The following is a 20,554-nucleotide window of genomic DNA, read 5'->3' on the forward strand; positions in this document are numbered from 1 at the left end:
GCTTTTGTGATCCATACACACCGAGCGACCGGTCTCCCGCACCTCCGGCGCTCTGCAAAGGGGGCATACATGTCGCATACATCGCGTCGATCCACAGGGAAAGCCGTTTACCGGCTGGTCAGTGTCTCCGCTATTGCGCTTCTGAGCGCGGGGGCGGCCTTGGCGGACGAAGGGCCCGCTGCAGAACCGGACGTGACGGACGTGGTGGTGACCGCGACGCGGCGCGCCACTAATGTGCAGAAAATCCCCTACAATATTTCCGCTGTCGGGGCGGCCGAAGCGGAACGCAACGGCATTGTTGAAATCGCCGATCTGGCGCGTGTCACACCGGGTCTGAGCTTTCGCGACGTAGGGGCCCGCGACAACGGCTCCGTCATCCTGCGGGGGCTGTCGGTCTCTCCGCTTCGCGTTTCCACCGGCGGCGATAACGGCTCGGTGGCCCAGTATATCAATGAAACGCCGGTCACCAATCAGCCGCGGGTGTTCGATATCGACCATATCGAAGTGCTCCGCGGACCGCAGGGCACGCTCTACGGCTCGGGCTCGCTTGGCGGTGCCATCCGCTATATCGTCAACGATCCGAAGATGTATTTCGACGCCTCGGCCGGCACAGACTTCTACAAGATATCGGAGGCCGAAAAGGGCTCACACAAACTTACGGGTATGATCAACCTGCCGCTGGTCGAAGACAAGCTTGCCCTGCGCGTCGCCCTGCAGCACCTCGACGACTCGGGTTTTACCGACTACCCCATGGTCCTCAGCGGGCCGAAGACCGATCTGGATTTTGAAAAGCGCACGACGGCGCGCGCCTCGCTCCTTTGGAAACCCACAGAGGCGTTTTCAGCCACCGCCAGTGTTTACTACGACAATGCCAAGGCGGGGGGACGCACCGGTTCCAATGCGGGCCTGACCATCAAGCCGCCCTATGATGGCGTTTCGGATAATTCCGACCCGACCCAGTGGTCCTACCCGGCCTTCAATTACCGCCCTTATACGCTCGGCAAGTACGAAATCGGTCAGCGTTTCGAGGAGCCGGAATCGAACCACTACCTTCTGTCGGCGCTTGAACTGAAGTACGATCTTGGCTTTGCCGACCTGACCTCTTCGACCTCTTACACCAAAGAAAACGTGCTGGGGCACCGCGACCAGACCGACCTTCTGCTGGGCCTGGGGTTTGGCTATGAAAACTACCCCGACTTCCGGGCCTTCACTACGGAAGAGTCGGATTTTGACGCCGCGGTGCAGGAATTGCGTCTGGTTTCGAAGTCAGGGGGCGCGTTCGATTACGTCGCAGGGCTCTACTACACCCGCGAGAAGGCCCACAGCACCTCCAAGGAATTCACACCGGGCATGGTGCAGTTCGCCGGGCTGGGGCGAACCGATGATCTGGAGTATTTTTCGGATGAGCACACAGAATACACTGAGATCGCGGCCTTCGGTGAACTGACCTGGCACGTCACGGATCGCTGGCAGCTCACGGGGGGGCTGCGAACGTTCGAGCTTAAGGACGACGCCGTGTCTTGCACCGCTTTGCCGCTTTACGACGATCCCTTCTCGGATGCCATCACCTTCTCCTGCGCCGACGGGTCGTCCAAGGTGCGCAAGACCATCTATAAGGCCAATACCTCCTATCAGTTGACGCCGGACCTGTTGCTCTATGGCACCTTTTCACAGGGTTTCCGCCGCGGCGGCGTCAATACCCTGCCGGACGGGGCGCAGTTTGCCGGCATCACCGAGGCCCAGCGCAAATATATTCCGGATACCGTCGATAATTTCGAGCTGGGTGTCCGCTCCCAATGGTTCGACCGGGCGTTGACGCTCAATGCTGCCCTGTTCCATATCGACTGGCAGGATGTGCAACTGGCTTCGCTGGCGCCCGGAAATCTTCCCATTATTGCCAATGCGGGGAAGGCGACCTCTGACGGCGTCGAACTGGAGTCCGAATGGAAGGCCACAGACGCGTTGGCGTTTAGTTTCGGCTATGCCTATACCAAGGCCGAGATCGCGGAGACCTATTACAGCCGCAATGAGGATGGCGATATCCTCAACACCTTCCTCAAAGGCACGGCCCTGCCGGGGACGCCGGAACATCAGGTCAGTCTGGCGGTCGATTACAACTTACCCACCCTGTCGGTCGGTGAGTTGAGCCTGCACGCCGATGTCAGCCATTCATCGAAGGTGACCACATCAGCGGAAAAGGACAGCCTCGACTACCGCACGCTGGAGGGCTTCTCAGAGGTGAATGCCTCGGCCATGCTGATCCCCTCGGATGGCGTGAAGGTCCGGTTCTATGTCACCAATCTGACCAATGAATACGCCTTCGTCGCGTCGCAGGGCCCCTCAACCTACGGCCTGCAGGGGCAGTTCCTTATCCCCATCCGCCCGCGCACGGTCGGTTTGTCCATTTCCAAGAATTTCTGAGTGTCGCCACAAGACCCGGATCGGCTGATGGCCGAAGCTGTGGGGCTTCGGCGCGCAGGACGGCTGACCGAGGCCATGGCCTTGGCGCGACGGCTGACCGAGGCCGATCCCGGACGACTTGACGGCTGGTTCGTTTGGGGGACGACCGCGCTGACGGCGGGCAAACTGTCCGAGGCTGAGCAGGTGCTGGGGGAGGGCGCTCGTCGCGCGCCGGCCAGTGCCCGCGCACGTTTTCTCGTGCCGCGCGCCCGGACATTGACGGCTCTGGGGCGATCATCTGAGGCGGTTGCCCTGGCGCGTGAAGCCGTTTCGCAAATCACACAGGCGGCTGACTTCAATACCCTGAGTGCCGTGCTGTCGCAGGCCAATCTGCCGGACGAAGCCGTACCTCTGTCGGAAAAAGCGGTGGCGCTCGACCCGTCTGCATCGGAAGCCTGGAATAATCTCGGCAGCCTCTATCAGTTTTTAGGGCGCATGGAGGACGCGGCGGCGGCCTTTGAGCGCGCCGTGGCGACCGGACCCAACCCCGCCGCCCATCTGGCCCTCGCCAGAGCGCGCAAGTGGTCCGCCGAAGACAATCACGTCCTGCGCCTGAAAGCGGTGCCCACCGCCTCGCCGCTCGATGAGGCGAGGATAAACTACGCCCTGTTCAAGGAACTGGACGATTTGGGGCAATACGAAGCGGCGTGGAGCCATCTGCTGAAGGGCGCGGGCGCGGCAAAAGCGGCGCTTGGCGGCTGGGACGCTGCGCAGGCGGCAGAGACCCTTGCGGCGTGGCAAAGTGCGTTTCAGGCACCATCACCCGTTACCACGGCGCGACCGGGGGATGATGGAGGGGCGGAACGGCGACCTCGTCGCCTGTTTATTGTGGGTTTGCCGCGCTCAGGCACGACGCTCGTTGAGCGCATACTGACCGCCCATTCTCAGGTACAGGCGCTGGGTGAACTCCAGACCTTCGGTCTGGCGGTCAAGCGGGTGTCGCAGAGCCGCACGCCTTATCTGCTGGATGCCGATACGGTGATGCGCGCGGCCAAGGTCGATCCTGTGGAAATCGCCGCGCTCTATGCCGCCGAAACCGCCTATCTTTGGGATGGGAAAAGCGCCGTCACCATCGACAAGCTGCCGCACAATCACGACTACTGCGCTCTGATCCGTCGCGCCTTTCCCGACGCCATCCTGCTCCACGTCCGTCGAAACCCGATGGACGCGCTGTTTGGCGCCTTCCGCTTGCTGTTCGCGCACGCTCACAAATGGTCCTACGACCTCACGGACCTTGCGGTACATTATGACCATTACCACCGCCTTATGACGCACTGGCGCGCGATGGACACGGACATTATCGACGTGTCCCTTGAAAGCCTTATTGCCAATCCGGAGAGCGAAATTCGCCGGCTGCTGAGCGCGTGCGGGCTGACGTTTGAGCCCGCGTGTCTTTCACCTCATGAAGCGAATGGTGCCGTGGCGACCGCTTCTTCGACGCAGGTCCGCCGGCCGATAAATGCCGATGGCGTAGACGTTTGGCGGCGCTACGAAAAGGGTCTCAGACCGCTGTCCGAACGGTTGAATGCCCTCGGTTATATTCCACGGGCCTCAGCATTATAGCTGACTTTAAGGCATTCGTTGTGGGACGAGGTGATGGTGCCGGTTGCAGGATTCGAACCCGCGACCTGATGTTTACAAAACAACTGCTCTACCAACTGAGCTAAACCGGCACGCCGCGAGTCAAAAGGGTATCGCCCGCAGGGCCGTCCTTATGCCGGGAGCCATTACGGAACGCAACGGATTTGCCGCCTTCGCCACAGATTTTTTCGTACTTTGGCTATCAAACCTGTGTGCAGGGCGGCAAAATGGTCTAAAGGACAAGCCGATTTCCTGAGTTTTAGACGGTCTGAGCATGTCCCGCATTCTGATCACTTCCGCGCTGCCCTATATCAACGGCATCAAGCACCTCGGCAATCTGGCCGGGTCCATGCTGCCGGCCGATGTCTATGCCCGGTTCATGCGGGCGCGCGGGCACGAGGTGCTGTATATCTGCGCGACCGACGAACACGGTACGCCGGCTGAGCTGGCCGCTGCCAAGGCCGGGCAGGACGTGAAGACCTATTGCGACGAGCAGCACCTGATCCAGAAGGCCGCCGGTGAGGCCTTCGGGCTCAGCTATGACTGGTTCGGCCGGTCAAGTTCGGCCGAAAACCGCCACCTGACTCAGGCCTTTTGCGAGGCGCTGGACCGTAACGGCCTGATCGAGGAACGCACGGACAAGATGGTCTATTCCATCGACGATGGCCGCTTCCTGCCCGACCGCTACGTCGAAGGCACCTGTCCGCATTGTAAGTTCGAAAAGGCGCGCGGGGACCAATGCGACAATTGCGGGCGGTTGCTCGATCCGACGGACCTGATCAATCCCTATTCGGCGGTGTCGGGGTCGCGGAACCTTGAGGTACGCGATACCAAGCACCTCTATCTGCTGCAAACGAAGGTCGAACCGCAGTTGCGGGCGTGGATCGAGTCGAAGACGCAGTGGCCGCAACTGGCCAAGTCCATCGCGATGAAGCACCTCGAAGAAGGTCTGATCGACCGTGGCATCACGCGTGACCTGAAATGGGGCGTGCCGGTAACCAAGGACGGAAAGCCCAGAGAAGGCTTTGAAAACAAGGTCTTCTACGTGTGGTTTGATGCGCCGGTGGAGTATATCGGCGCCACGCAGGAATATTTCAATGCGAAAGGAAACGCCGACGGCTGGCAAAGCTGGTGGCGTCTCGATCAGGGGGCGGAGGACGTAACCTACGTTCAGTTCATGGGTAAGGACAATGTCGCCTTCCACACGGTGAGCTTCCCGGCGACTATTATCGGGTCCAATGAGCCCTGGAAGATGGTCGATACGCTGAAGGCGTTCAACTGGCTGAACTGGTACGGCGGCAAGTTTTCGACTTCGATGAATCGCGGCGTGTTCATGGATCAGGCGCTGGAGCTGCTGCCCGCCGATTACTGGCGCTGGTATCTGATTTCGCAGTCGCCGGAAGGCTCGGATTCGTCGTTTACCTGGGAGCAGTTTCAGGGCGCGGTGAACAAGGATTTGGCCGACGTGCTGGGCAATTTCGCCAACCGCATCCTGAAATTTACCGAGTCGAAGTTCGGCGGCGTCGTGCCGGAAGGCGGCGAGGCGGGCCCGCTAGAACAGAAGCTCTACGCCGATCTGTCGGCCTTGCTGGCTGAGGCGACCGAAGCCTTTGAGGCCATGGAAATGCGCAAGGCCGCGCAGGCGGTGCGGCGCATCTGGGTGCTGGGGAACGAGTATCTTCAGGAAGCCGCCCCGTGGACGGCCTTCAAGACCGATGTGGAGCGCGCGGGGGTCATTGTGCGTCACGGCCTCAATCTGGTGCGCCTCTATGCCGTGCTGGCCCAGCCCCTGATGCCGTTTGCGGCACAGTCCATTGCCGACTGCGTGGGCGTTGACCTGCCGCTCGACTGGCCGACGACGGACGCTCAGGCCGAACTGTCCAAACTGCCGGCCGGTGCGACGGTCCGATCCGGCGAGGTCCTGTTCAAAAAGATCGACGACGATAGGGTCGCCGAGTGGGCCGCCCGCTTTGGCGGCAGCGAAACGGGCTGAAGAAAAATTCATTAGGGATCAAAGGCGTTCGGGCGTATCCATGGATAACGGAGGATTGCCGTTATGGATATATCGAACGCTTTTTTCAGCTATCGGGGGCGGTTTCGCCGGCGCGATTTCTGGCTCTACAGCCTGTTCCTATGGTTGATCAGTTCGGCCTTTCTGGCCCTGTTCGGCGGCGATGACCACGGCATGAGCCTGTTCAGGCCCTATCGCTTTGATGGCGTGGGGCTGGTCGGCTTCGTGGCCTGGCTGGGCGTGCTCTATGCCACCTTTGCCGTGCAGGTCAAACGCTGGCACGATCGCAACAAGTCGGGCTGGTGGGCGCTGATCACGCTGGTGCCACTGATCGGCTGGCTATGGGTTCTGATCGAATGTGGCTTTCTGGAAGGCACAACCGGCGACAACCGCTATGGGCCAGCAATGAAGCTCTGAGGTTTCAGGGAAGATATTGGAGCGGGTAGACGGGATCGAACCGACATCCTCAGCTTGGAAGGCTGCTGCACTACCATTGTGCTATACCCGCCTGTGGTCAGGCTTCGATCCGTTGCCGAAAGCCGTTTCAAGGACGTGCGGTGGTGGGGGAAGCAGGACTCGAACCTGCGAAGCTTACGCAGCGGATTTACAGTCCGCCCCCTTTGCCGCTCGGGACATTCCCCCAAAGCACGCCCGTTGAAACGAGGTGGTCCTTAAACTCAATCTTTGAACAAAGAACAAGTCCAAAAACAAAAAAACTTTTTGGTTTCTGTGGATGCCCGCATTAAACAGACCGCCAATCCAGCCAAAAAGCCTTATCGGCCTCTCATCGGAGCGCGTCTTATAGTGTCAAGCCAACGCGAACGCAACGACCCTAAATCGCGGAAAGGGCCCAATAGCTCTAAAAAATCCGGGGCGAAGGCCGCTTTTTCGGGACAATCCAAGCCTTTTACCAAGGATAAGCCGCGCGACAAGGGCGGCAACGCCCCGGCTCAGACGGCGCGCGTTCAGACTCAGACCCACTCTCAGACACGGGCCAAGCCGTCGGTGCGGGTGTCCGAAGACGGCTGGATCTGGGGCCTGCACGCGGTGGAAGCGGCGCTGAAAAATCCGTCCCGCCACGGACCGATTCGTCTTTATGTGACGCCGGAGCGTCAAAAGGCGCTGGAGCAGGTGGCCCCCAAGCGCGGCGACCTGCACGTGCGCCTGACCGAGATGGCGGAATTTTCCGGCTTCCTGCCGCAGGGGGCGGTGCATCAGGGCGTGGCGCTGAACGGCCCACCGCTGGAAGGCGACGACCTGAACGGCCTGATGGAAGGGGCGCTGAGGCAGGCGCACCCGGTGCTGGTCATGCTGGATCAGGTGACCGATCCGCAAAATATCGGGGCCATTCTGCGCACCTGCGCCGCCTTTGGCGCGGCCGGGCTGATTATGCAGGATCGCCATTCGCCGGTCATGCAGGGCGTGCTGGCCAAGACGGCGGCGGGGGCGATGGATATAGTTCCATTCGCGCGGGTGACCAATCTGTCGCGGGCGCTGGAGTCCCTGACGGAAAATGGCTTTGTCAGTCTGGGCATGGCGGGGGAGGCCGAGCACAGCCTTCAGGTCGTGTTGGAGCAGCAGGGCTGGCGTCAGACGGGCAGCCCGCGGGCGCTGGTCATCGTCATGGGCTCAGAAGGCGAGGGGCTGCGGCGTCTGGTGGCCGAACACTGCGACCATCTGGTCAAAATCCCCATGCCGGGCGGCTTTGAGAGCCTGAACGTCAGTCATGCGACGTCGATAGCGCTTTATGAGGCTCTGGGTCGCACGGTTTGATCGCCTCGTAATAGTGGTTGCCGCCTTCATCGTGGTGACTGCCGACGAGGGACAGGCCGTGGGCGTCCAGAAGCGCCGTATAGGTAGCCTGACCCAAGGCGCGTGAGAGACGCCCGGTCAGGTTGTCCGGCCATTCGCAGACCTGAAGCGTGGCGGTAAACAGAAAGCGCCCGCCGGGTTTCAGCGCCTGGGCCACCCTGCCGATCAAGTCCGCCTGATCCGCCTCCGACAGCAGAAAGATCAGACCCACGCAGACCGCCGCATCGAAAGTTCGGTCAAAGAAGGCGCTGACCTGCGCCGCTTCGCAGGCGACCGGCGCGTCGGGAAAGCGGGCGTGAAAGGCAGCGACCAGACGGGGCGAAGCGTCTATGCCCGACACGGCAAATCCCGTTTCCATCAGGGCTTCGGCAATCGGCACGCCCGATCCGCAACCCACATCGACTATGGCGCTGCCGGCGGGCAATTGGGCAATGGCCCAGTCGCGTACAAGACCGGCCCCGACGACGGAGCGCATTTCCATAAAGCGCTGGGCAAGAGCGTCCCAGCCTTCGGAGGGATCATCAGGCATGGTCAGGCTCCGGTGCGATTTAGAGCGTTTTTCGCTCAAGTGGATACCGGTTGAGCGTGAAAAAACGCGACAAAACAGAAATTTAGAGCAACATTTCGACTCAGAATGAACGAAATGCACTCTGAGGATTGTCCAGCCTGACATGCGTTCTGCCTCTGGACAAGGCGGGATGCGAAAACTAGGAGAGAGGCAAACCTTTTCACCCGATCCTGTTTTAAGGGCCTATTATGGACTTTTTCAGTCATCCTGAATTTGCGTCTCAGGTCTCGGCCTTTTTTCAGGTCGTGTTCATCGACATCGTCATGGCCGGGGACAATGCCGTGGCGGTCGGTCTGGCGGCGGCCGGTCTGGCGCCCAATGATCGCAAGAAAGCCATCCTCTATGGCCTGATCGCAGCGGTCATCATGCGTATCGGATTCGTGCTGCTGACGGCCCAGCTTCTGACCATTGTGGGCCTGCTTCTGGCGGGCGGGTTGCTGCTTTTGTGGGTGGCGTGGAAGATGTGGCGGGAACTGCGTGAACCGGATACCCACGCGCAGGAGCACGCCGAAGCCGTGTTGGAAGACGCCACCGGGGCCGATATCAACGGCAATACCACCACCGGCGGCGCTACGGCGCGCAAACCCAGAACCAAGAGCTTCAAGGCCGCTGTGCTGCAAATCCTGCTGGCCGACCTCTCCATGTCGCTCGACAATGTGCTGGCCGTGGCCGGGGCGTCGCACGCCCACCCGGAAATCATGGTCTTCGGCCTTATTCTGGCCATTGCCCTGATGGGCGTCGCCTCGCACTTTATCGCCAAGGTCCTGCACAAGTACCGCTGGATCGGCTTCTTCGGTCTCGCCGTCGTGCTATACGTGGCGCTGAACATGATTTGGGTAGGCCACCGCGACATCGTGGTCGATACGGGTAAGGTCGCGGAATATAACCAGATTGTGCCGGACTTTATGGACATCACCGAAAAAGACATCAAACACTTCGGCCCGAAACCGGCGCATTGAGCCGGGCTCAGGGCATGTCTTCGGGCATGTCCTCAAGGCGATAGGCGTTGAGCATGGGGCGGTGGCCTTCGGGCGAGGGGCCAAAGCGGTTGCCGCCCCTTTGCCCGGCCAGAAACCCACATTCGATCAGCGCCCAGAGCTGCCCCAGCACCGGCACCAGGCCGACCATCAGCCACCAGCCGGACTTGCCGCGATCGTGCCAGCGCTTGACGCTCAGGCAGAAACCCATCCACAGGAGCGGCAACCCCAGAACCAGCCACATCGGGTCCAGCCCTTCAGCCGGGCTGAGGCCTATGCGCTCGCCGTAATTGGCCCTGAGCCACCACAGGGTTACGCAAACGACGGCGATGCCGAGGCTCCAGCCCCAGAAGCCGATGCGCGACAGCCGCCCATTCGGGCTGAGCAGGGTATTGATGATATTCATGGTTTCCTCCCGGCCGCGTCACCAGCGACTCTGTTTGCCTGAATTTACCATAACGCGGTTCCTGACCGCAGAGGGGCGGCAGTAAACTTATCGGGAGCGGCGGGATCATTATGGTTTCTGGAAGAAACAAAATGATCCCGCTTTTGTTTTGCCTCTCGCCGGGCGGTGGCTGCGCCACCTAGGCCGCCGCCTCAATGGCGGCTTGAGCGGGATGATTTCATCAAAATCATCCCGCTAAGTTACGCTGTGACCATAAGGCAGATGCGCCCGCCGGCAATCGGGGCTATGCTGTGCGAATGAGAGTGGTTCTGAACCTGCTTGGCCTGTGTTTCGTCGCGCTTGGCGTCATCGGCATGTTTGTGCCGGTGCTGCCGACGACTGTGTTTCTGATCATCGCGGCCGTCATCTTTGCCCGCTCCAATCCGGAATGGGAGCGGCGCATCATGGCGCACCCGAAGTTCGGCCCACCCATCCGCGCCTTCCGTGAACGCGGTGTCATCGGCCCGACGGCCAAGATCGCGGCGGTCAGCGGCATGGCGGTGTCTTCGGTGATCGGCTTCGTCACCCTGCGCGGTGTGTGGGCCTTTGTGCCAGCCGGGGTGTGCCTGTTGTGCGCCCTTTACGTGCTGTCACGACCGTCTCAGTGATAGTTACCCGTGTGACCGCTTGACCCGTTGCGAAGGAAGGCGCTAGCTTCCGACATTGATTTTCGGAGCGCCCCATGCCGTCCAAGCTGACTATTGCCGTCTCTGCCGTTGCCCTCATGGGTGCGGCGGTTGTCTCCCCCGTCTTTGCGCAGGCCACGCTGACCCCTGAGCGGGTGTTTGCCAATCCGGACCTCTCCGGGCCGAAGGCGGTAGGCGCGCGCCTGTCGCCGGACGGTACGCTTCTGACCTTCCTGAAGCCCAAGCTGACCAACGCCACGGTGCAGGACCTGTGGGCCGTCGATGTCAAGGGCGGTGAGCCCTATGTGCTGGTCGATGCCGACACCCTGTCGTCCGAAGGTAAGGAACTCTCCGAGGCCGAAAAGGCGCGGCGTGAGCGGATGCGTGTGTCGGCGCGCGGCGTGGTGGCCTATGACTGGGACCCATCGTCCAAAACCCTGCTGGTGCCGCTGGATGGCGACATCTATCTCGTGGATCGTGCCACCAAAAAGATCAGTCGCGCCACCGAAACGCCGGGCGATGAGGTCGATGCCAAGCTCAATCCCAAGGGCGGACAGGTGGCCTATGTCCGCGATCAGACCCTCTATGTGCGCGATCTCGACACCGGCAGTGAGCGCGCCATTACGCCCAGGGGTGAGGGCGTGATCTCCTATGGCGTGGCCGAGTTTATCGCGCAGGAGGAACTGAACCGCTACACCGGCTACTGGTGGTCGCCGGACGGCACGAAGATCGTCTATGCGAAGGTTGATGAAAGCCCCGTTGATATTGTCGAACGCTTCGAAATCAGCGGCACGGGGACGCGCACGGTCGATCAGCGCTACCCCAAGGCCGGACGACCCAATGCCATCGTCACCCTGTTTGTGCACGATCTGAAAGCCGGTACGGATGTGCCGCTCGATCTGGGGGCCAACAGCGATATCTATCTGGCGCGCGTCAACTGGAGCCGCGACGGTCAGTCGATCTTCGTCCAGCGCCTGAGCCGCGATCAGAAGACGCTGGACCTGCTGCAATATGCGGCGACGGGCGGGGCGGCGCGCACGGTTCTGACCGAAACCTCGGACACCTGGGTCGAACTGAATAACGAGCTGCGTTTCCTGAAGGACGGGCGCTTCCTGTGGGCGTCGGAACGCGACGGCAATAACCACCTCTACCTCTACGACAAGGACGGCAAGCTGATCCGTCAGGTGACCAAAGGCGACTTCCCCGTAGCGCGGGTCGCGGCGGTCGATGAGGCAAAGGGCGAGGTGTGGTTTGAGTCCTCCTACAAGACCGTGGTCGAGATGGGGCTTTACAAGACCTCCTACCTCAAGCCGTCCGAGCCGGTCGCCCTGACCCACGCCGGTGGCTGGTGGTCCACGGACGTGTCGCCCAATGCCAAGGCTTTTATCGGCACCTATGCCGACCCGCAAACCCCGGCCCAGACCGGGCTTTATGACGCGACGGGCAAGCGCGTGCGCTGGATCGAGGAAAACGCGCTCGACGCCAAACACCCGTATTTTGCTTACAAAGACACCTATAGCGCGCCGGAATTTGGCACGCTGAAGGCGGTGGATGGTGAAGACCTGCACTGGCTGATGCTCAAGCCGCGCGGCTTTGACCCAGCGAAAAAGTACCCGGTCATCGTCTCCATCTATGGCGGGCCGGCGCGGCAGGACGTGCGCCGCGGCTGGGTGTCGCCGGCCAACCGCCTGTTTCAGGAGGCCGGATACATCGTCTTTACCCTCGACAATCGCGGCACGCCCAATCGTTCAGTGAAGTTCCAGCGCGCTATCTATAAGCAGTTCGGCGGGCCGGATATCGACGATCAGATCATGGGGGCGAAGTGGCTGCAAAGCCTGCCCTATGTCGATCCGGCAAAGATCGGCATTATGGGCTGGTCGCAGGGGGGCTTTGTCACCCTGATGGCGCTGACGGCCAAGGACACGCCATTCGCGGCCGGCGCGGCCGGCGCGCCGCCGACCGAGTGGGGGCTTTATGACACGGCCTATACCGAGCGCTACATGTCCACGCCACAGGCCAATGCGGATAACTACGCCAGGTACGACGTGGTCAATCGTCTCGATAACCTCAAGCCGGGCAGTCTGTTGCTGATGCACGGCATGGCCGACGACAATGTCATTCTGCAAAACACGACGCGCGTCGTCGATGCCTTGCAAAAGAAGTCGATCCCGTTCGAACTGATGCTCTATCCGGGCGACCGACACGGCATCCGCAGCAACGAGAAAAACCTGTTCCGCTATCGGTTGTATCTGGACTTTTTCGACCGCAAGCTGAAAAAATAAAGAAGCCAAAACCTTGTTATATTACAATTGCTTCATGACACGTAATTAAGTTGTCCTGAACGCCCGCCTTGTTCATGCTTAGCCTATTCAAGTCATTCAGGGGTTTGACAATGGGCAAGGGCATGAAGGCGGGCGTTTTGGTCGCCGTAGCCGGTATAGCCGTAGCGGCGGGCGCGCAGGCGGCCACGCAGGTGGAACTGAAGAACATGGCGGCACGCGTCATCGTCACGCCGGAAAACCGCAGCGACGTGCAACTGACCGTCAATTACGGCAAGGCCGATCTGCCGAAGATTCTGGTTACGACGACGGGCGACAAGCTGGTGGCGTCCGGTCAGTTGCGTAAACGCAGCTATAGCTGTGCCCGCAATCAGACGGTTCGCATCGACGGCAAGGGGGCGGTGGCTGTGTCCGACCTGCCCGTCGTCTATCTGCGCGTACCTATGGACGCCAGGGTGGCCTCCGAAGGCGCCGTCTATGGCCGTATCGGTGCCACGAAAACTCTGGAATTTGCGCTGGGTGGCTGCGGCGACTGGACCACGGATACGGTGCAGGGCAAGGCCGAACTGAATATCGGCGGCTCAGGCAGTATCCGCGCCGCTGACGCCGCAGAGGCTGAAGTCGCCGTCGGCGGCTCGGGCGACATCTATCTGGCGCGCGTCAAGTCCCTGTCGGGTGCCATCGGTGGCTCGGGCTCCATCAATGTGGCCGAGGTGGCCGGGCCCGTGGAAATCGCCATTGGCGGCTCTGGCGACGTGCGGATTGAAAAAGGTGTCGCGCCCAAGGTGGACGTGTCGATTGCCGGTTCCGGGAATGTGCGCTTCGGCGGTGAAGCGGGCGATGTGGATGTGTCCATCGTCGGCGCCGGCGACGTGTCCGTGCGCAAGGTCACGGGCCGTGTCTCGCGTTCGGTCATGGGATCGGGCCGGGTTCACATCGGTGAGGGCGGTCGCTGACATAATTGAGTATTCGGTCAGGTGTAAGATGCATCCGACGACGTAATCTCCGCCTGCACTTTCCGGGGCAGGTGGCGATCAGGAGAAGGGCCTGATCTTTCGGTCTTGCAATTCTCTGGTTCTCCATAAACTCAGACGCGGCGGCCCTTGTGACCGTCGCGTTTTTTTTGTCACCGTACCGTCTTTTGACAAGAGGGGGCGACTGCGTTAACCCTTGAGGCTGGACTTGGGGGAGGGGTGTCATGCAGACCTTGGTGGATGGCCTGTCGGTGCTTGGCGGATGGCGCATCAATTTCATGCAGTTTGTCGCTATCGGTACCATACTGTGTGTCTTCGTCATTCAGGGTTTTCGCATCAATCAGGAGTATCAGCGCGCCGTCGTCTATCGGTTGGGGCGCTTCGTCAATGTGCGCGGGCCGGGCCTGTTCTGGATCATTCCCTTCATCGAATGGAGCACCAAGGTCGATGTGCGGATACTTTCGGTCAATCTCCAGACTCAGGAGACGCTGAGCCGCGACGGCGTGGCGGTGAAGGTCAACGCCGTCGTTTGGTACTGCATCGACAACCCGGCCAAGGCGGTCAACAGCGTGCTCGACCCGCATACGGCCGTGCTTCAGGCGGCGGAAACCTCCCTGCGGGATGTGATCGGGCAGCACGATCTGGACGCCATCCTTAAGAGCCGCGAACAGATCAACGCGCTTCTGATGACTCAGCTTGACCGCGCGGCCAACAAGTGGGGCGTGGATATCGACGCCGTGGAAATGCGCGATCTCGACATTCCGGTGCAGATGCAGCGTGCCTTGGCTCAGGAAGCCGAAGCGACCCGTGAAGCCAAGGCTCGCCTGATCAAGGCGCAGGGCGAACAGGCGGCCTCAGAGACGCTCCGCGCCGCCGCCATGGCCATTGCCGAGGCACCGGGCGCGATGGAACTGCGCCGCCTCCAGACCTTGCAGGAGATTGGCACGGAACAGAATTCGACCATCATCCTTGGCTTCCCGCAGGAACTGCTGCACGCGGCGAAGCGTCTGTCTGGTGAATAACAAGTTTTTGGTGGATTTTGCGTGGCGGTGGCTTGCCCTTTGCCCCAACCGCTGATACACGCGACTTCCTCTGAAACCGCCGTGTTATGACAGGGCCGGTTTCTTATAGGGGTATAGCTCAGCTGGTAGAGCGCCGGTCTCCAAAACCGGAAGTCGTGGGTTCGAGTCCCTCTGCCCCTGCCATTTCATCGCAAATGAGGCTTGAAATCGCGATTTCGAGCCTCATTTGTGTTGGAAGCGCACCCCTGAATAAAGCTGGACGAGAACACTTATGGCCAAAAAGCCCCCTTCGACCCCGACGGTAGACAGCGCGCGCAAAGTCGCGGTCGCCCCCGTGGCTGCGGCCAAGGCGACCGGCAGCGAAGCCGTCATCCCGAAGAAGCGTACCAGCCCGGCCAAATTCTTTCAGGAAGTCCGTCAGGAAGCGCGCAAGATCACCTGGACCTCGCGCAAGGAAACCTGGATCACCACGGTGATGGTGTTCATCATGGTCGTCGTCGCCTGTGCGTTCTTCTATATCGTTGACGGCGGACTGGGATTCGCGGTCAACTCGCTCATCAATCTCGGACGTTAAGGGCTCACAACACATGGCCGAAACCCTGGAAGCGACGCTCGCACCGAACCCCAAGCACAAGTGGTACATCGTCCACGCCTATTCCAACTTTGAAAAGAAGGTGGCCGAATCCCTGCGCGAGCAGGCCAAGGCGCAGGGCCTTGAGGACAAATTCTCCGAAATCCTCGTCCCCACCGAAGAAGTCGTCGAAGTCCGTCGCGGCCGCAAGTTCAACTCCGAACGCAAATTCTTCCCCGGCTATGTGCTGGTGAAGATGGAACTGACCGACGAAGCCTTCCACCTCGTCAAGAATACCCCCAAGGTCACCGGCTTCCTCGGTTCGGGCTCCAAGCCCATGCCGGTCTCCGAAAAGGAAGTGCAGCGCATCGTCGGTAATGTCGAAGTCGCCGCCGAAAAGCCCAAGACCGTCCTGTCCTTCGACATCGGCGAAAAGATCAAGGTCACCGACGGCCCCTTCGCCTCGTTCGATGGCGTGGTCGAAAGCGTCGATCAGGAACACGCCCGCCTCAAGGTCTCGGTGTCGATCTTCGGTCGCGCCACCCCGGTCGATCTGGAATTCGGTCAGGTCGAAAAGACCGTCTGATCGTATTCGCAAAATCCGTTTGCGCAAACTCCACATGGCTCGGCCGTGTGGGGTTTGTTTTTTGCCTTCTCGGCTTTCGGGTCAGGGTAAGATCCCGGGGTCAGTTGACCCCGGACCCCGGATGTCGGTGCGCGATTGCTGATGACTCAGTTTGAGGTTGGGAAGGGCTTTGGCCACCAAAAACACAAAAAAGCACGAACGGGAGCCTGTGGCACAGGTTTGCGCCTGACCTATCAAACCACAGATTACACAGATTTCACAGATTATCCGTGTCTGCGTAACGCATAGGCGCGTAGCGCCAATCTGTGTCAATCTGTGAAATTTGTGGTTCAAAATCTTTCGGCGCGCAGCGCCCCTCACTCGCGCAGGCCGCACAAAGGTCAGGGCCCTGCGGGCCGGGCAGTTCAACGGCTCTTTTTCGTGGCCAACGCTTTATAGGTTTAGCCGTTCACCCTGTATCCAGCGGGAAGAGATCAGGCCACAACAGGTTGAGGTCCGCGCGGCTAAACTGCTTGAGCCCTTTCAGGATCGTCTCCCGCGTCTCGCCCCTGGCATAAAAGGCGCTGAGCCGGTCACCGTGGATGATTTCCACATCCTCATCATGGATCAGACCGAAATCGTGGTACGCCAGCAAGGCATCTTGCGGTCGGGGGATGGCCACTGTGTTCAGGACGCGCTCACGCAAGGCCGTCTCCTGCGGCGTCAGGGGCCGCGAAGGCGGCTTGCGCGGCTTGGGCATCCGAGGTTCGCGTTTAGCCTCCACCGGCGGTACGGACGCGGGCTGAGGTTTAGCTTCGGGATGCGGCTGTGTCCGGGCGCGCGTCGCGGCCCTCATCCGTTCAATCTGCGCCTTGAGTTCACCAACGGGATCGCGGTCCAGCCAGTGGCCGGGTTCGTCGGGCGTATTTTGCAGCTTTTGATTGTCAACGGCGGCGATGGGCTGCCTATGGGCCTGCCGCTCGGACGCATCGCAGCGGGCATAGAGGCGCTCGATCATCAGCGCCGTGCGGATACCCTTGGCGACTTCGTCCGGCGTTTCGGGTGCGTCCATCGCGGTCAGCGCCCTCAGCATCCGGTCCGCATAGGCATGCAAATGTGCGCGCCGCTGTTCCGGGGTCAAAGGGGCTGCCATGTCCGTCGTCTCGGTCATGCGCCCAAGGGTAACCGCGCTTTTTCCGGTGGGGATAGATTTCGCGCCCCTAAACCGGATGCAGGGGCTGTGCCCCTGCCCGCCGGAGGCTCTTGGTTTGCCACGAAATCGCATAATCGCCCTTGCGGTGACGGGGCTTTTCGTCTAAGGCACCCGCTCTTCGTCTTCGGACGGAGTTAAATCCGTGGAAGGGGCGACCCGCACCACGGCTCACAACGTCCCAAAAGATCGGGACTTTATGGAGATATCCAATGGCTAAGAAAATCCTGGGCTACATCAAGCTCCAGGTGAAGGCCGGCTCTGCCACGCCTTCGCCCCCCATCGGCCCGGCTCTGGGTCAGCGCGGCGTCAACATCATGGGTTTCTGTAAGGAATTCAACGCCCGCACCGAAAACGTCGAAAAAGGCACGCCGCTCCCGACCATCATCACGGTCTATCAGGACAAGTCGTTCACCTTCGTCACCAAGACGCCGCCGGCCACCTTCTTCATCAAGCAGACGCTTGGTCTGAAGTCGGGTTCGCAAAAGCCCGGCCGTGACTCGGCGGGTTCGATCACCCGTCAGCAGCTGAAGGACATCGCTGAGAAGAAGATGAAGGATCTTTCGGCTCACGACATCGACGCCGCCGCCAAGATCATCGAGGGCTCGGCCCGTTCGATGGGTCTGAAGATCGTCGATTAAGGGGAATTCTGATGACCAAGATTGCAAAGCGCATTCAGGCCTGGAACGTCGAGGCCGACAAGCTGCACAACCTGACCGACGCTCTGGGCGTTGTGAAGGCCAATGCCAAGGCCAAGTTCGACGAGTCGGTCGAAATCGCCGTCAACCTGGGCGTTGACCCGCGTCACGCCGACCAGCAGGTCCGTGGCGTCGTTCAACTGCCGTCGGGCACGGGTAAGGACGTCCGCGTCGCCGTGTTCGCCAAGGACAAGAAGGCCGAGGAAGCTCTGGCCGCCGGTGCCGAAGTCGTGGGTGCCGAAGACCTGGTCGAAAAGATTCAGGGCGGCTTCATGGACTTTGACCGCGTTATCGCGTCTCCGGACATGATGGCTCTGGTCGGTCGCCTCGGTAAGGTGCTGGGCCCGCGCGGCCTGATGCCGAACCCGAAGGTCGGCACCGTGACCCCGAACGTCGCTCAGGCCGTCAAGGACGCCAAGTCGGGTGCCGTCGAATTCCGCGTCGAAAAGGCCGGTATCGTGCACGCCGGCATCGGCAAGACCTCGTTCACGGTCGAGCAGCTCGAAGCCAATGCCAAGGCTCTGGTGGACGCCCTCGTGAAGGCTCGTCCGTCGGGTGCCAAGGGTCTCTATGTGAAGAAGATCTCGCTGTCTTCGACCATGGGCCCAGGCGTGAAGGTCGATACCTCTTCCGCGCTCTAAATCGCGCTGACGGGCTGCAAACCCTCATCTGCTTGCGATACGGTGCTCACGTACTGAAGTACGCTGCGCTCCGTTTCTCATCAGCTAACGGTTTTCGCCACGCCATCCCGATTTAATGATTTTAAAAAGCCGCTCCGGCAACGGGGCGGCTTTTTTGCGTCTGGCTTCAGGCCGCCACGAGCGTCGGTAAGCCGCTATGGAAGCGGAACTCCGGGTCGGGGTCGTGGATCAGGGCCTGTTCCACCGGGCGGATGGCGTCGATGCGCGCCGCAATGTCGTCGGCGTCGCCATAGAGGTGCGCCAGTTTGAGATAGTTGCGGAAATGGCGGCCCTCGCTGTCGAGCAGGCCCTTATAGAACTTGCCCAATTCGTCATCGAGATATGGATAGAGCGCCGCGAAGCGCTCGCACGAACGCGCCTCGATAAAGGCTGAGATGACCAGAATATCGGTCATCATGCCGGGTTCCGTTCGCCGGACCATGGTGCGCAGCCCGGAGGCGTAACGTGCCGCTGACAGCGGGCGCAGGGCGATGCCGCGCTTCCTGATCAGCTTCATCACCTGTTCGTGGTGGACCAGCTCCTCGCGCGCCAGCCGGCTCATGGCGTCCACCAACTCGGCATGGGTCTGATACTTGGCCATCAGGTTGATGGCGTTGGAAGCCGCCTTGTACTCGCACGCCTTGTGATCGAGCAGGAGAATGTCCTGATGAGCCAGGGCGGCTTCAATCCATTCGGGCGGTGTCGCAGAGCCCAGAAAGGCCAGTATGTCGTCAAGATCGGTACGCATAGCCTGCCTCTGCCAAATCTGGTGACGGCGCGCAAGCTACAGCCGGCGCTAAACGCTGAAAGGTCTGGCGGTAGGCCGTGGGCGTGGTCGAAAGCTGTTCCCGGAAATGGTGGCGGAAGTTGGCGGCGCTGCCGAAACCGCAGGTGTGAGCGATCAGGTCGATACTGTCCGTCGTGGCCTCCAGAAGGTCGCGTGCGGTTTGCAAGCGAACCTGCATCAGCCATTTGGCGGGCGTTGTCCCCGTGGCTTCTTCGAAACGGCGCAGGAAGGTGCGTTCACTCATACCCGCCCGGCGGGCCAGTTGCGCCACCGTGTGCGGCTGATCCAGGCATTCGCGCAGGTAGTCGAGCAGGGGCCCCAGCCGGTTGCGTTCATATTCGATGGGAACGGACCTCTGGATATACTGTGCCTGACCGCCGTCGCGGTGTGGTGGCACCACGAGGCGTCGGGCGACCTTGTTGGCGGCTTCCGGGCCGAAATCGCGGCGGATGACGTGCAGGCACAGGTCGATCCCGGCGGCACTCCCGGCCGAGGTCAGGATCTGCCCCTCGTCGATATACAGAACGTCCGGCACCAGCTCGACCTCCGGCCAGTGGCATTTGACGTGCTCAACGTACTTCCAGTGGGTCGTGGCGCGCCGTCCTTTGAGCAGCCCGGCGGCGGCCAGCACAAAGGCCCCGGAGCAGATGGTGACGATGCGGGCCCCGCGCGCATAGGCGCGCTGGATCAGGGCCACCAGATCATTGGAAATGGGCTTGTCCAGCGGCCAGCCGGGGATGATCAGCGTGCCCGCGGTGTCCAGCCACGGGCGCGGCCCTGTGGCCGCGAGTGAGAGGCCCGCCGTCGTGCGGCAGGGACCGTCTTCGACATTGACCACCTGAAAGCGATACCAGTCCGGCCCCATTTCCGGGCGTTCCAGACCGAACAGCTCAACAGCGATCGAAAACTCAAACAAGGGCATCCCGTCGAAGGCTAGGGCGCAGACATCGTGATTGAGCAGGGTCTTTGGCATGATTTTATCTTTCGGGCCAATATCTGCCAAAAGCCATAGCGCCGAACCGCGGCCAACGCAATAAATGTCAGGGGCCTCTTGCTTTTGCGGCGACTTACGGGTAAGGGACCCGCCTCGGTGTGGGAATTTCGGTTTCCCTCCGTTCTGTCCGAGACCTTCGTGGGAGCAGGGGCCGCCTGTTCCATAAGTTTCCGGTAGCCGCCGGAACCCGAATATAGACGGGACGCGAAACGCCTCTAGGATTTCATGCCTGCCTTAAGGGCAGCGTGGTCTGGTTGCCTTTGCCTCTCATCATGGACAGTGACTTTGCCGTTC

The 20,554-nt window shown here is 60.9% G+C and carries 19 protein-coding genes and 4 tRNA genes; 15 read left to right on the plus strand and 8 right to left on the minus strand.

Annotated elements, in window-relative coordinates; genetic code table 11:
- Positions 1-69 precede the first annotated feature (69 nt).
- A complete protein-coding gene (locus PQU94_RS11955) occupies positions 70-2,421 on the plus strand; it encodes a TonB-dependent receptor (RefSeq protein WP_272741695.1) in 2,352 nt (783 codons plus the stop codon).
- Positions 2,422-4,023, plus strand: coding sequence for a tetratricopeptide repeat-containing sulfotransferase family protein (locus PQU94_RS11960; RefSeq protein WP_272741696.1), 1,602 nt, complete (start codon positions 2,422-2,424; stop codon positions 4,021-4,023). It begins immediately after the preceding gene.
- 34 nt (positions 4,024-4,057) lie between these two features.
- On the opposite strand, the gene PQU94_RS11965 is transcribed toward PQU94_RS11960, so the two are convergent.
- A tRNA-Thr gene (locus PQU94_RS11965) sits at positions 4,058-4,133 on the minus strand.
- Between the two features lie 182 nt (positions 4,134-4,315).
- On the opposite strand from PQU94_RS11965, the gene metG reads away from it, so the two are divergent.
- Together metG and PQU94_RS11975 are read left to right on the plus strand one after the other, a co-directional pair.
- Positions 4,316-6,034 (plus strand): methionine--tRNA ligase, encoded by a 1,719-nt coding sequence (gene metG / locus PQU94_RS11970; RefSeq protein WP_272741697.1) that lies wholly within the window; start codon positions 4,316-4,318, stop codon positions 6,032-6,034.
- A gap of 63 nt (positions 6,035-6,097) precedes the next feature.
- Entirely contained in the window at positions 6,098-6,469 is a 372-nt protein-coding gene (locus tag PQU94_RS11975; protein WP_272741698.1) for a DUF805 domain-containing protein, read from the plus strand.
- A gap of 17 nt (positions 6,470-6,486) precedes the next feature.
- Here PQU94_RS11975 and PQU94_RS11980 read toward each other — a convergent pair.
- Together PQU94_RS11980 and PQU94_RS11985 are read right to left on the minus strand one after the other, a co-directional pair.
- A tRNA-Gly gene (locus tag PQU94_RS11980) sits at positions 6,487-6,560 on the minus strand.
- 50 nt (positions 6,561-6,610) lie between these two features.
- A tRNA-Tyr gene (locus PQU94_RS11985) sits at positions 6,611-6,694 on the minus strand.
- Positions 6,695-6,856: 162 nt separating this feature from the next.
- On the opposite strand from PQU94_RS11985, the gene rlmB reads away from it, so the two are divergent.
- On the plus strand, positions 6,857-7,825 hold the full coding sequence (gene rlmB, locus PQU94_RS11990) for a 23S rRNA (guanosine(2251)-2'-O)-methyltransferase RlmB (RefSeq protein ID WP_272741699.1): 969 nt from the start codon (positions 6,857-6,859) through the stop codon (positions 7,823-7,825).
- Here the strand turns inward: rlmB and PQU94_RS11995 are convergent.
- Positions 7,773-8,393: a class I SAM-dependent methyltransferase gene (locus PQU94_RS11995; RefSeq protein WP_272741700.1), complete on the minus strand. Its 621-nt coding sequence runs from the start codon at positions 8,391-8,393 to the stop codon at positions 7,773-7,775. The two genes, rlmB and PQU94_RS11995, sit on opposite strands and share 53 nt — an antisense overlap.
- 227 nt (positions 8,394-8,620) lie before the next feature.
- On the opposite strand from PQU94_RS11995, the gene PQU94_RS12000 reads away from it, so the two are divergent.
- On the plus strand, positions 8,621-9,391 hold the full coding sequence (locus PQU94_RS12000; protein WP_272741701.1) for a YjbE family putative metal transport protein: 771 nt from the start codon (positions 8,621-8,623) through the stop codon (positions 9,389-9,391).
- Positions 9,392-9,398: 7 nt separating this feature from the next.
- Here PQU94_RS12000 and PQU94_RS12005 read toward each other — a convergent pair whose 3' ends face one another.
- Entirely contained in the window at positions 9,399-9,815 is a 417-nt protein-coding gene (locus tag PQU94_RS12005) for a DUF805 domain-containing protein (RefSeq protein WP_272741702.1), read from the minus strand.
- 296 nt (positions 9,816-10,111) lie between these two features.
- Between PQU94_RS12005 and PQU94_RS12010 the strand changes: the two genes are divergently transcribed.
- The 7 genes from PQU94_RS12010 (at position 10,112) to nusG (ending at position 15,912) form a co-directional block, all read left to right on the plus strand.
- Complete coding sequence (locus PQU94_RS12010) at positions 10,112-10,462, plus strand: YbaN family protein (protein WP_126423920.1); 351 nt, start codon at positions 10,112-10,114, stop codon at positions 10,460-10,462.
- Positions 10,463-10,536: 74 nt separating this feature from the next.
- Positions 10,537-12,762 (plus strand): S9 family peptidase, encoded by a 2,226-nt coding sequence (locus PQU94_RS12015; protein ID WP_272741703.1) that lies wholly within the window; start codon positions 10,537-10,539, stop codon positions 12,760-12,762.
- A 110-nt stretch (positions 12,763-12,872) separates the two neighbouring features.
- The gene (locus tag PQU94_RS12020) at positions 12,873-13,715 is read left to right on the plus strand and encodes a GIN domain-containing protein (RefSeq protein ID WP_272741704.1); all 843 of its coding nucleotides are present in this window, start codon (positions 12,873-12,875) and stop codon (positions 13,713-13,715) included.
- A gap of 242 nt (positions 13,716-13,957) precedes the next feature.
- The gene (locus PQU94_RS12025; RefSeq protein WP_272741705.1) at positions 13,958-14,755 is read left to right on the plus strand and encodes an SPFH domain-containing protein; all 798 of its coding nucleotides are present in this window, start codon (positions 13,958-13,960) and stop codon (positions 14,753-14,755) included.
- A 107-nt stretch (positions 14,756-14,862) separates the two neighbouring features.
- A tRNA-Trp gene (locus PQU94_RS12030) sits at positions 14,863-14,938 on the plus strand.
- 88 nt (positions 14,939-15,026) lie between these two features.
- Complete coding sequence (gene secE, locus PQU94_RS12035; protein WP_272741706.1) at positions 15,027-15,329, plus strand: preprotein translocase subunit SecE; 303 nt, start codon at positions 15,027-15,029, stop codon at positions 15,327-15,329.
- Positions 15,330-15,342: 13 nt separating this feature from the next.
- Entirely contained in the window at positions 15,343-15,912 is a 570-nt protein-coding gene (gene nusG, locus PQU94_RS12040) for a transcription termination/antitermination protein NusG (protein ID WP_272741707.1), read from the plus strand.
- Positions 15,913-16,360: 448 nt separating this feature from the next.
- Here the strand turns inward: nusG and PQU94_RS12045 are convergent, their stop codons facing one another.
- On the minus strand, positions 16,361-17,044 hold the full coding sequence (locus tag PQU94_RS12045) for a hypothetical protein (RefSeq protein WP_272741708.1): 684 nt from the start codon (positions 17,042-17,044) through the stop codon (positions 16,361-16,363).
- Between the two features lie 269 nt (positions 17,045-17,313).
- Here PQU94_RS12045 and rplK point away from each other — a divergent pair, with 269 nt between their 5' ends.
- A complete protein-coding gene (rplK, locus tag PQU94_RS12050; protein ID WP_272741709.1) occupies positions 17,314-17,742 on the plus strand; it encodes a 50S ribosomal protein L11 in 429 nt (142 codons plus the stop codon).
- Between the two features lie 11 nt (positions 17,743-17,753).
- A complete protein-coding gene (rplA, locus tag PQU94_RS12055) occupies positions 17,754-18,440 on the plus strand; it encodes a 50S ribosomal protein L1 (protein WP_126423912.1) in 687 nt (228 codons plus the stop codon).
- Positions 18,441-18,606: 166 nt separating this feature from the next.
- On the opposite strand, the gene PQU94_RS12060 is transcribed toward rplA, so the two are convergent.
- Together PQU94_RS12060 and ftrA are read right to left on the minus strand one after the other, a co-directional pair.
- Positions 18,607-19,227, minus strand: a complete 621-nt coding sequence (locus tag PQU94_RS12060) for a MiaE family protein (protein WP_272741710.1) — start codon at positions 19,225-19,227, stop codon at positions 18,607-18,609.
- Positions 19,211-20,239, minus strand: a complete 1,029-nt coding sequence (ftrA, locus tag PQU94_RS12065) for a transcriptional regulator FtrA (protein ID WP_272741711.1) — start codon at positions 20,237-20,239, stop codon at positions 19,211-19,213. The genes PQU94_RS12060 and ftrA overlap by 17 nt, the downstream gene beginning before the upstream one ends.
- Positions 20,240-20,554: the final 315 nt, after the last annotated feature.

Source organism: Asticcacaulis currens (assembly GCF_028550395.1).
Taxonomy (GTDB): Bacteria; Pseudomonadota; Alphaproteobacteria; order Caulobacterales; family Caulobacteraceae; genus Asticcacaulis; species Asticcacaulis currens.